At 71.3% G+C, this 15,321-nt stretch carries 13 protein-coding genes; 11 read left to right on the forward strand and 2 right to left on the reverse strand.

Features of this window, described 5'->3' with window-relative positions:
- Positions 1-82 precede the first annotated feature (82 nt).
- The 11 genes from IE069_RS03430 to IE069_RS03480 all read left to right on the forward strand — a co-directional run bounded on the left by IE069_RS03430 (position 83) and on the right by IE069_RS03480 (position 13,320).
- On the forward strand, positions 83-1,426 hold the full coding sequence (locus IE069_RS03430; protein ID WP_189348708.1) for a dihydroorotase: 1,344 nt from the start codon (positions 83-85) through the stop codon (positions 1,424-1,426).
- Positions 1,423-1,974, forward strand: a complete 552-nt coding sequence (locus tag IE069_RS03435; protein WP_189348709.1) for a PH-like domain-containing protein — start codon at positions 1,423-1,425, stop codon at positions 1,972-1,974. The genes IE069_RS03430 and IE069_RS03435 overlap by 4 nt, the downstream gene beginning before the upstream one ends.
- The gene (gene carA, locus IE069_RS03440; protein WP_229790912.1) at positions 1,971-3,179 is read left to right on the forward strand and encodes a glutamine-hydrolyzing carbamoyl-phosphate synthase small subunit; all 1,209 of its coding nucleotides are present in this window, start codon (positions 1,971-1,973) and stop codon (positions 3,177-3,179) included. The genes IE069_RS03435 and carA overlap by 4 nt, the downstream gene beginning before the upstream one ends.
- Positions 3,179-6,490, forward strand: a complete 3,312-nt coding sequence (gene carB, locus IE069_RS03445; RefSeq protein ID WP_189348710.1) for a carbamoyl-phosphate synthase large subunit — start codon at positions 3,179-3,181, stop codon at positions 6,488-6,490. Before carA ends, carB begins: the two co-directional genes overlap by 1 nt.
- Positions 6,483-7,364 carry an orotidine-5'-phosphate decarboxylase gene (gene pyrF / locus IE069_RS03450; RefSeq protein ID WP_189348711.1) on the forward strand — a complete coding sequence of 294 codons (882 nt, stop codon included), beginning with the start codon at positions 6,483-6,485 and terminating at the stop codon, positions 7,362-7,364. The genes carB and pyrF overlap by 8 nt, the downstream gene beginning before the upstream one ends.
- 167 nt (positions 7,365-7,531) lie before the next feature.
- On the forward strand, positions 7,532-7,846 hold the full coding sequence (mihF, locus tag IE069_RS03455; RefSeq protein WP_189348712.1) for an integration host factor, actinobacterial type: 315 nt from the start codon (positions 7,532-7,534) through the stop codon (positions 7,844-7,846).
- 17 nt (positions 7,847-7,863) lie between these two features.
- The gene (gene gmk, locus IE069_RS03460; RefSeq protein WP_189348713.1) at positions 7,864-8,442 is read left to right on the forward strand and encodes a guanylate kinase; all 579 of its coding nucleotides are present in this window, start codon (positions 7,864-7,866) and stop codon (positions 8,440-8,442) included.
- A 44-nt stretch (positions 8,443-8,486) separates the two neighbouring features.
- A complete protein-coding gene (rpoZ, locus tag IE069_RS03465) occupies positions 8,487-8,753 on the forward strand; it encodes a DNA-directed RNA polymerase subunit omega (RefSeq protein WP_189348714.1) in 267 nt (88 codons plus the stop codon).
- A gap of 26 nt (positions 8,754-8,779) precedes the next feature.
- Positions 8,780-10,039 carry a bifunctional phosphopantothenoylcysteine decarboxylase/phosphopantothenate--cysteine ligase CoaBC gene (gene coaBC, locus IE069_RS03470; RefSeq protein ID WP_189348715.1) on the forward strand — a complete coding sequence of 420 codons (1,260 nt, stop codon included), beginning with the start codon at positions 8,780-8,782 and terminating at the stop codon, positions 10,037-10,039.
- A 10-nt stretch (positions 10,040-10,049) separates the two neighbouring features.
- Complete coding sequence (gene metK, locus IE069_RS03475; protein WP_189348716.1) at positions 10,050-11,258, forward strand: methionine adenosyltransferase; 1,209 nt, start codon at positions 10,050-10,052, stop codon at positions 11,256-11,258.
- Between the two features lie 13 nt (positions 11,259-11,271).
- Positions 11,272-13,320, forward strand: a complete 2,049-nt coding sequence (locus IE069_RS03480; RefSeq protein ID WP_189348717.1) for a primosomal protein N' — start codon at positions 11,272-11,274, stop codon at positions 13,318-13,320.
- Here the strand turns inward: IE069_RS03480 and IE069_RS03485 are convergent.
- Complete coding sequence (locus tag IE069_RS03485; protein ID WP_189348718.1) at positions 13,317-14,198, reverse strand: alpha/beta fold hydrolase; 882 nt, start codon at positions 14,196-14,198, stop codon at positions 13,317-13,319. The two genes, IE069_RS03480 and IE069_RS03485, sit on opposite strands and share 4 nt — an antisense overlap.
- A 9-nt stretch (positions 14,199-14,207) precedes the next feature.
- The gene (locus tag IE069_RS03490) at positions 14,208-15,215 is read right to left on the reverse strand and encodes a sugar-binding transcriptional regulator (RefSeq protein WP_229790913.1); all 1,008 of its coding nucleotides are present in this window, start codon (positions 15,213-15,215) and stop codon (positions 14,208-14,210) included.
- Between the last annotated feature and the right edge of the window lie 106 nt (positions 15,216-15,321).

Genomic DNA, 15,321 nt, shown 5'->3' on the forward strand with positions numbered 1-15,321 from the left:
CACCCGGCGCGAACAGGGCCCCGGCAGGGCAGTCGTAACACCACCCACCACCCGCCAAAGCAAACTAAACTTTGGAGCAATCATGACGAGCACCGCAGCCACCGAAACCCATCTCATCCGCGGAGCCTCCCTCCTGGGCGGGGAGCCGACCGACCTCCTGCTCGCCGACGGGCGCATCGCCGCGGTCGGCGACGCCGCGGCGGCCGACGAACGGGCGCAGCAGGCCACCGTCGTCGACGCCGACGGGCTGATCGCCCTCCCGGGCATGGTCGACCTGCACACGCACCTGCGCGAGCCGGGCCGCGAGGACGCCGAGACCGTCGAGACCGGGACCCGGGCCGCCGCGCTGGGCGGCTTCACAGCCGTGCACGCGATGGCCAACTCCAACCCCGTGGCCGACACCGCCGGCGTCGTCGAGCAGGTCTGGAGCCTCGGCCGGCGCAGCGGCTGGGTCGATGTCCGGCCGGTCGGCGCGGTCACCGTCGGCCTCGCCGGCGAGCGGCTCTCCGAGCTCGGCGCCATGGCAGAGTCCCGGGCCGCCGTCCGCGTCTTCTCCGACGACGGCATCTGCGTGCACGACCCCGTGCTGATGCGCCGCGCCCTCGAGTACGTGAAGTCGTTCGACGGCGTCGTCGCGCAGCACGCGCAGGAGCCCCGTCTGACCGAGGGTGCTCAGATGAACGAGGGGACGGTCTCGGCCGTCCTCGGCCTCCCCGGGTGGCCGGCCGTGGCCGAGGAGTCGATCATCGCCCGCGACGTCCTGCTCGCCGAGCACGTCGACTCCCGCCTCCACGTGTGCCACGTCTCGACCGCCGGCAGCGTCGACATCATCCGCTGGGCCAAGTCCCGCGGCATCAACGTCACGGCAGAGGTCACCCCGCACCACCTGCTGCTGACGGACGAGAAGGCCCGCACCTACAACCCGGTCTACAAGGTCAACCCGCCGCTGCGCCGCGAGAAGGACGTCATGGCGCTGCGCGAGGCCCTCGCCGACGGCACGATCGACATCATCGGCACGGATCACGCCCCGCACCCCACGGAGGCCAAGGAGTGCGAGTGGGCCCAGGCGGCCATGGGCATGACCGGGCTCGAGACGGCCCTGTCGGTCGTCCAGCACACCATGATCGAGACCGGCATGATGACCTGGGCGGACTTCGCGCGCGTCACCTCGACGACTCCGGCCGAGATCGGTCTCGTCGCCGACCAGGGGCGCCCGCTGGCGGTCGGCGAGCCGGCGAACATCACGCTCGTCGACGCCGACGCGCGCTGGACCGTCGACCCGGAGGCGATGGCCACGATGGGCCGCAACTCCCCGTTCTCCGGCCTCGAGCTGCCGGGCCGGGTCCGCGCCACGTTCTTCCACGGGACGGCCACGGTGCTCGACGGCGAGCTGAACACCCCGCGGACCGCGGGGGAGTGGGCATGAGCGAATACGTCCCCGCCGTCCTCCTCACCCTGGCGGTCTGCGTCGTGCTCGTGGGCCTCGTCGCGCTCGGCTGGCGCCACCGCCTGAGGCGCCAGGGCCACGTGCCCGCGCCGGCGGCCGTCCCGGCCGGGCTCTCCGAACCGCACGTCTCCGTCGACGGGCAGTACGTCAGCACGACGACGGCCGGCGACTGGCTCGACCGGATCGCCGTCCACTCGCTCGGCTTCAAGGCGAACGCCGTGCTGACGGTGCACCCCGAGGGCGCGCTCTACGCCCGCGACGGCGCCCCGGACGTGTTCGTCCCGGTCGCCGACCTGACGAGCGTGCGGCGGGAGTCGGGGATGGCCGGCAAGTTCGTCGAACGGGACGGGCTCATCGTCGCCGAGTGGCGGCTCGGCGGCCTGGCCGTCGACACGGGTTTCCGTCCGCGTTTCGGCGACGACGGCGACGCTGCCGTCGCCGCCATCGACATGATCATCGCCGCGCACGCTGCCGAGGCCCGCGGCCCACAGAACAACCACGATGTTGAGAAGAAGGACACCAAGTGACTGCACAGACGAATTCTGAGCTGGCGACTCCGCGTCCGGTTCACGCCGAGCCGGCCCTGCTGGTGCTCGAGGACGGGCGCATCTTCCGCGGCCGTTCCTATGGTGCGCGTGGCACCACGCTCGGCGAGACCGTGTTCGCGACCGGGATGACGGGCTACCAGGAGACGATCACGGACCCGTCGTACGCCCGCCAGCTGGTCGTCCAGACCGCGCCGCACATCGGCAACACCGGTGTGAACCGGGAGGACGCCGAATCCCGGCGCATCTGGGTCGCCGGCTACATCGTCCGCGACGCCGCCCGCCGCCCCTCGAACTGGCGCAGCGAGAAGTCGCTGGACGCCGAGCTCGAGGAGCAGGGTGTCGTCGGCATCCAGGGCGTGGACACCCGCGCCATCACCCGCCACCTGCGCGAGGCCGGCTCGCTCAAGGGCGGCATCTTCTCGGGCGACGCCGCCCGCCGCCCCGAGGCGGAGCTGGTCGCCGAGGTGTCGGGCCAGCCCTCCATGAAGGGCGCCCGTCTGGCGGAGGAGGTCACCGCAGCGGAGGCCTACGTCGTCGAACCGGCCGACTGCGGCTGGGACGGCGAGGCGCGCTTCACGCTCGCCGCCATCGACCTCGGCATCAAGGGCATGACCCCGTTCCGGTTCGCCGAGCGCGGTGTCCGCGTCCACGTCCTGCCGGCCACCTCGACCTACGAGGACATCGCTGCGGTCAATCCGGACGGCGTCTTCATGTCCAACGGCCCGGGCGACCCGGCCACGGCCGAGACCCAGGTCGCGCTGCTGCAGCAGGTCCTCGACGCGAAGACACCGTTCTTCGGCATCTGCTTCGGCAACCAGATCCTCGGCCGCGCCCTCGGCTTCGGAACCTACAAGCTGCGCTTCGGCCACCGCGGGATCAACCAGCCGGTGATGGACAAGACCACCGGCCGCGTCGAGATCACCAGCCAGAACCACGGCTTCGCCGTCGACGCGCCCCGCGACGGCGCAGCCACCGCCCCCAACGGCCGCTACGGCCGGGTCGAGGTCAGCCACTACTCGCTCAACGACGACGTCGTGGAGGGCCTGCGCTGCCTGGACCTGCCGGCGTTCTCCGTCCAGTACCACCCCGAGGCCGCGGCGGGCCCGCACGACTCCGCCTACCTGTTCGACCGTTTCATCGACGTCATGGCGGCCGAGACCGCAACGACCAAGGAAGAGAACTAATGCCGAAGCGCGAAGATCTGAAGTCCGTCCTCGTCATCGGCTCCGGCCCGATCGTCATCGGCCAGGCCGCCGAATTCGACTACTCCGGCACGCAGGCCCTGCGCGTCCTCAAGGAGGAGGGCCTGCGCGTCATCCTCGTCAACTCGAACCCGGCGACCATCATGACCGACCCCGAGTTCGCCGACGCCACCTACGTCGAGCCCATCACGCCCGAAGTCGTCGAGAAGATCATCGCCAAGGAGCGCCCCGACGCCGTCCTGCCGACTCTCGGCGGGCAGACCGCGCTGAACACGGCCATCGCCCTGGACAAGAACGGCGTGCTGGCCGAGTACGACGTCGAGCTGATCGGCGCGAACATCGCCGCCATCGAACTCGGCGAGGACCGCGAGAAGTTCAAGGGCGTCGTCGAGCGCTCCGGCGCGGAATCGGCCCGGTCCGTGATCGTCCACTCCATGGAGGAGGCGTTCGCCGCCGTCGACCAGCTCGGCTACCCGATGGTGGTCCGTCCCTCGTTCACCATGGGCGGGCTCGGCTCCGGCATGGCGTACAACGCCGAAGACCTGCGCCGGATCGCCGGTGCCGGCCTGCAGTACTCGCCGACCACCGAGGTGCTCCTGGAGGAGTCCATCCTCGGCTGGAAGGAGTACGAGCTGGAGATGATGCGCGACAAGAACGACAACGTCGTCGTCGTGTGCTCCATCGAGAACTTCGACCCGGTCGGCGTCCACACGGGCGACTCCATCACGGTCGCACCGGCCATGACCCTGACCGACCGCGAGTACCAGAACCTGCGCGACATCTCGATCAACGTCATCCGCGAAGTCGGCGTCGACACGGGCGGCTGCAACATCCAGTTCGCCATCGAGCCGGAGACTGGCCGCGTGGTCGTCATCGAGATGAACCCGCGCGTCTCCCGCTCGTCCGCTCTGGCCTCGAAGGCCACCGGCTTCGCGATCGCGAAGATCGCCACCAAGCTGGCCGTCGGCTACACCCTGGACGAGATCCCGAACGACATCACCAAGAAGACGCCCGCGAGTTTCGAGCCGACGCTCGACTACGTGGTCGTGAAGGTCCCCCGCTTCGCGTTCGAGAAGTTCCCGGCGGCGGACAAGACCCTGACCACGACCATGAAGTCCGTCGGCGAGGCCATGGCGATCGGCCGCAACTTCACCGAGGCCCTGCAGAAGGCCCTGCGCTCGCTCGAGCAGAAGGGTGCCGAGCTCTCCTTCGACGCTCCGACCCGCGAGGAGGCGACCGCGCTGATCGCCGCCTCCGAGAAGGGCAGCACGGATCGGCTGTCGAACGTCCAGCGGGCCCTGCTCGGCGGCGCCACGATCGAGGAGGTCTTCGCGACCACCAAGATCGACCCCTGGTACCTCGACCAGCTCGTCCTGATCAACGAGGTGGCCGCCGGGATCCGCTCCGCCGACTCCCTGACCCCGGAGCTGCTGCGCGAGGCCAAGCGCCACGGTTTCTCCGATGCGCAGATCGGCGGGCTCGCCAACCTCGACGAGGCCGTCGTGCGGGGCGTCCGCCACGCGCTGGGCATCCGGCCCGTCTACAAGACGGTCGACACCTGCGCGGCCGAGTTCGAGGCCTTCACCCCGTACCACTACTCGTCCTACGACGAGGAGAACGAGGTCGGGCAGCACGAGAAGCCGTCGATCATCATCCTCGGCTCGGGCCCGAACCGCATCGGCCAGGGAATCGAGTTCGACTACTCCTGCGTGCACGCCACCATGGCACTGCGCGAGGCCGGGCACGAGACCGTCATGGTCAACTGCAACCCGGAGACCGTCTCCACCGACTACGACACGGCCGACCGCCTGTACTTCGAGCCGCTCACGCTGGAAGACGTCCTCGAGGTCATCCACGCGGAGGAGTCCACGGGCGGCGTCCTCGGCGTCTACGTGCAGCTCGGCGGCCAGACCCCGCTGAAGCTCGCCGCCGACCTCAAGGCCGCCGGCGTGCCCATCCTCGGCACCTCGCCGGAGGCCATCGACCTGGCCGAGCACCGCGGCGCGTTCCAGCGCGTGCTCGATGCCGCCGGCCTGATCGCGCCGAAGAACGGCACGGCCGTCTCCTTCGAGGACGCCAAGCGGATCGCCGACGAGATCGGCTACCCGGTGCTCGTGCGCCCGTCCTACGTGCTCGGCGGCCGCGGCATGGAGATCGTCTACGACGAGCCACACCTGGCCCGCTACATCGAGAACGCCACCGAGATCACCGAGGACCACCCGGTCCTGGTCGACCGCTTCCTCGAGGACGCGATCGAGATCGACGTCGACGCGCTCTTCGACGGCACCGACCTCTACATGGGCGGCATCATGGAGCACATCGAGGAGGCCGGAATCCACTCCGGCGACTCCGCCTGCGTCCTGCCGCCGATCACCCTGGCCTCCGACGTCATCGACCGCGTCCGCGAGGCGACCGGGCACATCGCCTCCGGCGTCGGCGTGCGCGGTCTGATCAACATCCAGTTCGCGCTGGCCTCGGACGTCCTCTACGTCATCGAGGCCAACCCGCGCGCCAGCCGCACGGTGCCGTTCACCTCGAAGGCCACGGGCGTCCAGCTCGCCAAGGCGGCGGCCCTCATCGGGACGGGCTCGACCATCGCTGACCTGCGCGGGCAGGGTCTGCTCAACCGGGTCGGCGACGGGTCGACGCTTCCCGAGTCGGCCCCCATCTCCGTGAAGGAGGCCGTCCTGCCGTTCGCGCGCTTCCGCACGCCGGAGGGCACCGTCGTGGATTCCCTCCTGGGCCCCGAGATGCGCTCGACCGGCGAGGTCATGGGCATCGACAAGCACTTCGACACGGCCTTCGCCAAGAGCCAGGCAGCGGCGAACAACCCGCTGCCGACCTCCGGCAGCGTCTTCGTCTCCGTGGCCAACCGCGACAAGCGCTCGATCGTGATCCCGATCAAGCACCTCGCAGACCTGGGCTTCGAGATCGTCTCCACCGGCGGCACCGCCGACGTCCTGCGCCGGAACGGGATCGAGGCCACCGTGGTCCGCAAGGTCCGGGAGGGGGTCGCCGAGGGCGAGGAGAACATCGTCGACCTCGTCACGGACGGGAAGATCGACCTCATCCTGAACACGCCGTCGGGCGGCGAGGCGCGCGGCGACGGGTACGAGATCCGTGCTGCCGCGACCAGCGTCGGCACGCCCGTGATCACCACCGTCGCGGAGCTCGGGGCGGCGATCCAGGCCATCACGGCGATGCGCCACTTCCAGTGGAACGTCACGAGCCTGCAGGAGCACGCCCGCACGATCTCGGCCGGCCTGCGCGCCGCGGAGGCATCCGATGCCTGACGCCGGATCGCAACCGGCCGCGGCCCGCGCCCCGTTCGGGCAGCGGCTCGCGGCCGCCATGGCGGCCCGGGGACCGCTGTGCGCCGGCATCGACCCCCACCCGTCGCTGCTGGCGGAGTGGGGGCTGGACGACGACGTCGCCGGGCTGGCCCGGTTCGCGCACACCGCGCTCGAGGCGCTGTCCCCGGTCGCCGCGGCCCTCAAGCCGCAGGTGGCGCTGTTCGAGCGCCACGGCTCGCGGGGGCTCGCCGTGCTCGAGGAGCTGCTCGCGGGGGCCCGGGAGCTCGGCGTCCTGACGATCGCCGACGCCAAGCGCGGCGACATCGGCTCCACGATGGCCGCCTACGCCGACGCCTGGCTGGGGGAGGGCTCGCCCCTGGCGGCCGACTCGGTGACCCTCAGCCCGTACCTCGGCTACGAGTCCCTGCGGCCGGCGATCGACCTGGCGAAGGAGACCGGGCGCGGCGTCTTCGTGCTCGGGCTGACCTCGAACCCCGAGGGCGCCAGCGTCCAGCACGTCGGCGGAGACGCGTCGGTCGCCAGGCGGATCATCGAGGCGACGAGGGCCGACAACGCCCCCGACGGCGTCGTGCCCGCCGGGGGCGACCGGGGACTCGGGCCGGTCGGGCTCGTCATCGGCGCGACCGTCGGGCCCGCGCTCGAGGAACTGGGCATCGACCTCGCCGCGACGCGGGCGCCCGTGCTGGCCCCGGGGTACGGGGCGCAGGGGGCGACGCCGGCCGACATGCGCCGCACGTTCGGCGGTGCATGGGGCCAGGTGCTGGCGACCAGCAGCCGGGGGATCCTCGCGGCCGGTCCCGACGCGTCCCGGCTGCGATCCGCGGCCGAGAGGGCCCGCGACGAGCTCGCATGAGCCCTGGTGATGACGGGTGCGGGGTGAGGTTCACCACCCCGTGCCCGCATCCAATCTTGAGCAAAAACCTCGCAGCTAACCATTGCGCCTGACTCCGGGGTTCGCTAGGTTCAAAGCCACAGAGTCTTGTTTGTAAGACGGCCTAGTCAACCAAGGGGTAGAGCGACATGGTCCTGAAATCGCTATCAGACGAAGATCGAGCGAACGCGAGGGCCAAGGCCCTGCGGTCGCGAACACGCCGTGCCGAGATCAAGGAATCCTTCCGAACGGGTAGCATCTCCATCGGCGATGTGCTGGAACTCGGCGCCTCGGACGAGGCCGTCGGGCGGCTGCGCGTCGCCGACCTCCTCGAATCCGTTCCCGGCGTCGGGCAGGTCCGTGCCGCCGCGCTGATGGATCGCCTCGGGATCTCCGCGAACCGCCGTGTTCGGGGCCTCGGGCGCAAACAGCAGGCGGCGCTGATCGACCACTTCGCCGACTGACCTCCACGAAAGGCACTATGTCCGCCACACGCCAGCCGCAGGTGACTGTCCTGGCCGGCCCCACCGCCGTCGGCAAGGGGACCGTCTCCACCTATATCCGCGACAACTATCCGGATGTCTGGCTCTCCGTCTCGGCGACGACGCGCGAGCCTCGACCCGGCGAGCAGGACGGGGTGCACTACTACTTCACCGACCGCGACGAGTTCCAGCGCCTGGCCGACACCGGGCAGATGCTGGAGTGGGCCGTCGTCCACGGGCGCAACTGCTACGGGACCATCCGGAGCAAGGTCGAGGAGGCCGCGGAGGCCGGAAAGCACGTGCTCCTCGAGATCGATCTGCAGGGGGCGCGCCAGGTCAAGGCGTCGATGCCGGAGGCGAAATTCGTGTTCCTGGCGCCGCCGACGTGGGAGGAACTCGTCCGCCGGCTCACCGGCCGCGGCACCGAAACGCCCGAGGAGCAGCAGAGGCGGCTGGAAACCGCTAAACTGGAACTTGCTGCCGAGTCGGAGTTCGACGTCACGATCGTGAACGACGACGTCGAGCGCGCTGCGGACGAACTTGTGGGCCTCATGGGCCTGGTCCCGCACCAGCGCTGACAACCGGCTCCATCGAACGACTTTCTACTGAATTTGGAGGCTTCGTGTCCACGAACCTTGAGGGCGTCATCCACCCGCCGATCGACGATCTGCTGAAGACCACCGACTCCAAGTACGCTCTGGTCATCAACTCGGCCAAGCGTGCGCGCCAGATCAACGCCTACTACGCCCAGCTGCACGAGGGCCTCTTCGAGTACGTCGGCCCGCTGGTCGACACCAAGCTCAACGAGAAGCCGCTCTCGATCGCCCTGCGCGAGATCAACGAGGGCCTGCTCCAGGTCACCGAGGCGACCGACAAGCCGGCCGAGTAGTCCGGCTCGAGCTGAGGGCAGAACACATGTCGCAGCAGCGAATCGTCCTGGGAGTTTGCGGTGGAATCGCCGCCTACAAGGCCGCTTTGCTGCTGCGGCTGTTTAAGGAGGACGGGTTCCACGTCGACGTCGTGCCGACGTCCAACGCGCTGGAGTTCGTCGGGAAGCCCACCTGGGAGGCGCTGAGCGGGAACCCTGTGACCGACACCGTCTTCGACGCCGTCGAATCCGTCAACCACGTGCGCCTCGGCCAACAGGCCGACCTGATCGTCGTCGCCCCGGCCACCGCGGACCTTCTCGGACGCGCGGCCGCCGGCATGGCCAACGACCTGCTGACGAACACGCTCCTCGCGAGCCGCGCACCGGTCCTGTTGGCGCCCGCCATGCACACCGAGATGTGGGACCACGCGGCCACGCGAGCCAACGTGGCGACCCTGCGCGACCGCGGGGTCGCCGTGCTCGATCCGGCCGTCGGCCGCCTGACGGGCAAGGACTCCGGTCCCGGGCGCCTGCCCGAGCCGGAGGACATCTACGCCGCCGCGCGGGACGTCCTCGGCGGCGCCGGGGCAGTCGAGGAGGCCCGCGGGGACAAGCCACTGGCCGGACGCACCATCGTCGTGACGGCCGGCGGCACCCGCGAGCCCCTGGACCCGGTCCGGTACCTCGGCAACCGCTCCTCCGGGAAGCAGGGCAGCGCCGTCGCGCGCGCCCTGGTCGACGCCGGCGCGCGCGTGCGCTTCGTCGCCGCCCACCTGTCCCAGCCGGCGCCCGAGGGCGTCGAGCTGACCGAGGCGAGCACCGCCGTCGAACTCCAGGCCGCGGTCCGCGAGGCGGCGCGCGGGGCCGACGGCCTGGTGATGGCAGCGGCCGTGGCCGACTTCCGGCCCGCCGCCTACAACGGCTCCAAGATCAAGAAGACCGACGACGGCGGCGCACCCGCCATCGAGCTGGTGCGCAACCCCGACATCCTCGCCGATCTGGTGGCCGAGCGCCGCGACCGGGCGGACCTGCCCGGTCTCATCGTCGGCTTCGCCGCCGAGACCGGGGACGAGACCTCGAGCGTCGAGGAGTACGGCCGCGCGAAGCTCGCGCGGAAGGGGTGCGAAGTCCTGGTTGTCAACGAAGTCGGGGAGGACAAGGGGTTCGGGCGGGACGAGAACGCGGCCACCCTGCTCTTCCGGGACGACGCCCCGGGCGGTCCGCGGGAGCCGGAGCACGTCGCGGGCAGCAAGGACGACGTGGCCCGGAAAATCGCCGACGTCATGGCCGGCGCTTTGAACCGGTAAAGTAGCTCGGGTGACTGAAGCCAACTCCCTCCGCCTGTTTAGTTCCGAATCGGTGACCGAAGGCCACCCGGACAAGATCTGCGATCAGATCAGTGATGCGATCCTGGACGCGATGCTGGCCCAGGACGCCAACTCGCGCGTCGCCGTCGAGACCATGACGACCACCGGCCTGGTGCATGTCGCCGGCGAGGTCACGACCGAGGGGTACGTCGAGATCCCGCGCCTGGTCCGCGACACGATCCTGGACATCGGCTACGACTCCTCCGCGAACGGCTTCGACGGTGAGCGCTGCGGCGTCTCCATCTCCATCGGCCAGCAGTCGCCGGAGATCTCCGACGGCGTCAACACGTCGCTCGAGGTCCGCAGCGGCTCGGCGCACGATCCCCGCGACGCCCAGGGCGCCGGGGACCAGGGCCTCATGTTCGGCTACGCCACCGACGAGACCGCGGCCCACATGCCGACCCCGATCTATCTGGCGCACCGCCTCTCCGAGCGGCTGACCGACGTGCGCAAGTCCGGCTCGCAGCCGCTGCTGCGCCCGGACGGCAAGACGCAGGTGACCATCGGCTACGACGGCGACCGCCCCGTCGCCGTGGACACGGTGGTCGTGTCGGCCCAGCACGCGCGGGAACTCGAACTCGACGACCTCCAGCACATCCTCGATGCCGACGTCGTCCGCCCGGTCCTCGAGGGCCTGGATCTGGACCTCGACACCTCCAACACCAAGATCATCCTCAACCCGGCCGGCAAGTTCATCGTCGGCGGCCCCGTCGGCGACGCCGGGCTGACGGGCCGGAAGATCATCGTCGACACCTACGGCGGGTTCGCGCGCCACGGCGGCGGCGCGTTCTCCGGCAAGGACCCGTCCAAGGTGGACCGCTCCGCGGCCTACGCCATGCGCTGGGTCGCCAAGAACATCGTCGCGGCCGGCCTCGCCCGCCGCGTCGAGGTCCAGGTCGCCTACGCGATCGGCCAGGCCCGCCCGGTGGGGCTCTACGTCGAGACCTTCGGCACGGAGACCGTCGATCCGGCGCGCCTGCCGGCGGCCATCCAGGAGATCTTCGACCTGCGCCCCCTCGGCATCATCGAGGAGCTCGACCTGCTCCGGCCGATCTACAAGCGCACGGCGGCCCACGGGCACTTCGGCCGCGACGGGGACGGCTTCCCGTGGGAGGCCACGAACCGGGTCGACGCTCTGCGCGCCTACTTCGACGCGTAGGCCGGACTCCCGGATGGAGGCCTCGCAGCCATCCCTCCTGCAGGGATTCGACGTCAGCCGGCCCGCTCCGGGCGGTCCCCAGCTGGCCGAGAACCTGCCCGTGGCCCGGGTCCTCCTCGAGACCCCGGTGCCGCACCTCGACCAGCTCTACGACTACGCGGTCACTGCCGAGCTCGACGGGACGGCCGTCGCCGGCGTGCGCGTGCGCGTCCGCTTCGGCGGCCAGGAGCTGAGCGGATTCATCACCGAGCGCCGTGCCGAGACCGACGCCGGCGTGAGACTCCAGCCGCTGCACAAGGTCGTCTCGCCCGAACGGGTCCTGGGTGCGCCGGTGCTCGCGCTCTGCCAGGCGGTCGCCGCCCGCTACGCCGGCGTCGTCTCCGATGTCGTGCGCGCCGCAGTCCCGCCGCGCATGGCCAGGGTGGAGAAGGAGGGCCGCCCCGACTGGGCGGAGCCCGCCGCGCCCCCCGGGTTCACCGCGCACGCGCTGGACGCCTACGACGGCGGCGCCGACTTCCGCGCCGAACTCGCCGCGGGCGGCGGGCCCCGAGCGGTCGCCACCCTGGCCCCGAACGTCCCGGCGCCGCAGCGCGCCGACGAGGGCACGGGCGCCTCGTGGCTGCACGCGATCGCCTCGGCGGTGGCGGCGACCGTCGACGCCGGCCGCGCCGCCGTCGTCGTCGCCCCCGACCAGCGGGACGTCGACCGCCTGTGCGAGTTCTTCGACACCGTCTTCGGCGCCTCCGCCTACGCGCGGCTCACCGCCGACGACGGCGCGACCGCGAGGTACCGCAGCTTCCTGGCGGTCAGCCGCGGCGACGTGCGGATCGCCGTCGGGACGCGATCGGCGGCCTTCGCGCCGCTGCAGAACCTCGGGCTGGCGGTCCTGTGGGAGGACCACGACTCCTCCCACGCCGAACCGCGCAGCCCGTACCAGCATGCGCGCGAGATCCTGCTGCTGCGCAGCGAGCTGGAAGGCTGCGGGCTGCTGATCGCCGGCTGGTCGCGCTCGCCCGAGGCCCAGCGGCTCGTCCTCACGGGCTGGGCGCAGGAGCTGAAGGTTCCGCGGTCGGTGCTGCGGCGCCGCGCCCCGCGCGTCGTCGCGACGTCCGACTCCTACGAGGTCGAGCGCGACCCGGCCCTGCACGCCGCGCGTCTTCCCCGCGCAGCCTGGCAGGCCGCGCACGACGGGCTCGCCCGCGGCCCCGTGCTCGTGCAGGTCGCCCGCACCGGGTTCATCCCCGCGCTGCGCTGCGAACGCTGCCGCGAACCGGCGAGGTGCCTCGAGTGCTCCGGGCCGCTGGCGCTGAGCGGGCAGGGCGCCCGGCCCCAGTGCCGCTGGTGCGGCACCTTTGCGCACGGCTGGGCGTGCCTGAGCTGCGGGTTCCAGCGGCTCCGCGCCTCGTCGATCGGCGCCGACCGCACGGCCGAGGAGCTCGGGCGCGCCTTCCCGCAGGCGCGGGTCGTCTCGGCGACGGGTGCCAGCCCGCGGGCGTCGGTCTCCGGGCAGGGTGTGCTGGTGGTCGCGACCCCCGGGGCGGAGCCCGTGGCGGCCGACGGGTACGCGGCGGTTCTGCTCCTCGACGGCGACCGGATGCTCGCGCGCGATTCGCTCCGCACGGCCGAGGAGGTCCTGCACCGGTGGTTCGGCGCGGCGGCCCTGGGCCGGGCCCGCGACGACGGGGGAGCGGTCGTGGCGACGGCCGGGGAGTCGGAGGTGCTGCGGGCGTTCGTGCGCTGGGACGCGCCGGGCTTCGCCGAGCGCGAGCTGGTGGAGCGCCGGGAGCTGGGGCTGCCGCCGGCGGTGCGCAGCGCCGTCGTCACGGGTCCGTCCGCGGCCGCCGACGCCTTCGTCGACGGGCTGGATCTACCGGAGGACGTGCGGCGGATCGGCCCCGTGATCCTCGAGGAGGACGACGCCGTCCGCCACAGGTGGCTGCTGTTCTTCCGGCACGCCGACGGCGCGGCCGTCACGGGCCGGCTGCGCCATGCCAAGGCCGTGTCCTCGGCGAACCGCGAGCCGGTCGTCAACGTCCGCGTCGACGGCGACACCCAGCTCTAGCCCGCGGCGAAATCCGAGACCAGCGAGGCCGCGGGGCCCGTGGCCTCGTAGTGGATGAGGTGCCCGACGTCGTCGATCATCCGCAGCCTGGCGTCCGGGAACAGGCGCGCCAGGTGCTGCTGCGAGGCCGGGCTGCCGAGCTCGTCCTCGATACCGGCGACCAGCAGGGTGGGCATCGGGATCGACGCGGCGTAGTCGCGCACCGTGCTGCTGATCGAGGCCTCGAAGGCCTCCAGCAGCGCGCGGCGGCTGGTGAAGCCGCCGAAGTGGAGCCGGTGCTGCTGGCGGACGTAGTCGCGGGTCGCCGGGTCCGGTGATTTGGTCATCGTCAGGCTCATGATGTCGGTGACGAGCCGCCAGCGCAGCAGCGCGTCGCCGCACCGGGCGGGAAGGGCGGCCCCGACGACGTAGAAGAGGTGCGCCAGCCGGGAGAGCAGGGCCTCGGAGCCCTCGAGCGCCGGCTCGCTGATCGGATTGATCAGAGCCAGCCGCGACCAACGGTGCGGGTGGGCGGAGGCGTGGGCCGCGGCGACGACGGAGCCGAACGAGTGTCCGAGCAGCGTCGAGCCGGCGGGGACCTCGAGCTGGTCGGCGAGTTCACCGAGGACCGCGGAGTACCCCGCGATGTCGTGGCGGAGGCCCGAGGACTCGGCGACCTCGGTCGAGGCGCCGAAACCGGGGAGGTCGGGCACGACGACGGTGTAGTCCTCGAGCCCGTCGATCAGGCGGGCCAGGCCGTGGTGGTCCCCGCGGAACCCGTGGACGGCGACGATGACCGGGGCGGCCCTGCCGGCGACGGCCCGGCCCGGGTACGTCCAGCAGCGGACCGCCGCACCGTAGACCGTATGAGTGCTGATGAGGGCGCTTCGGGTGGTCATGCCTTCAATCTACCGCGTCGCCGCATGGCGTTCGTGGTGCCGCACGAGGTGCCGGGCCGCCCCTTCGTCGACGACCAGGTCGGTGATGTAGCCGGCGTGCAGCGCCGCCGCCAGAGCGGGGACCTTGGACTGCCCGGCCACCGCGCACAGGCGGCGGGGCACGGTCTTCAGCAGGTCCAGCGCGGGTCCTGTCGACCGGCGGTTGAGCTCGATGCCCGCCGTGTCGCCGTCGGCCCGGAAGAAGACCGTGGCGATGTCGCCCACGACGTCCTGCCGGCGCAGGGCGCTGATGTCGAGGGGTGTGAGGTACCCGCCCCGGTAGACGTGGCTGGGGACCTCGGCACCGATCGTTCCGAGGCCGAACACGGCCAGGCCCATGTGCGCGTGCAGGTCCAGCACGCGGCGCACCGAGCGTTCCTGCCACATCATCTCCCGCGTCTCGGCGTGGTCGAAGAACGTCGGGACGGGGAACTGCTCGACGCGCGCGGTGAACGCGGTGCCGAACCGGTGCAGGATTTCGGAGGAGTAGCCGATCCCGGAGGACTGGGTGTTGCCGGACCCGTTGAGCTGGACGACCACGGAGTCGTGGGTCGGCTTGCGCTTGAGGTGCCGGCTGATGGCGCTCATCGTCGAGCCCCAGGCCACGCCGATGGTCATCTCCGAATCCACGAGCCGGCCGACCAGCAGCGCCGCCTGGAGGGCGACGCGGTCGAGCACCTGCGCCTCGCTCAGGCCGCCGTCGGTCGGCACCACGTGCACCCGGACCCCGAAGGTCCTGGCGATGGCGGCGGCGGTCTCCGGGGCCTGCCGTTCGTGCTCGGTGATCGTGATGGTCACCATCCCGGCGTCGCGCGCGTACGTCAGCAGGCGCGAGACCGTCGACCGGGAGGTCCCGAGGTCGCGGGCGATCGAGTCCATCGTCAGGTGCTGGACGTAGTAGAGCTGGGAGGCCCGCAGCGCCTGCGCGTCGCGTCGGAGGGCCGACTCCGTGCGGTGACTCGCCTCACGTTTTTTCACTGCCGACTCCGAATCTGGTGGTCGAGATGTCGTTGGGACACCCATTGTTGCACGTTCGTGCATTTGCGTTGACCGATCGTGCGAGGGTTTCCAAGACTGTTCTGCG

The organism is Zhihengliuella salsuginis, from assembly GCF_014651715.1.
Classification (GTDB): domain Bacteria; phylum Actinomycetota; class Actinomycetes; order Actinomycetales; family Micrococcaceae; genus Zhihengliuella; species Zhihengliuella salsuginis.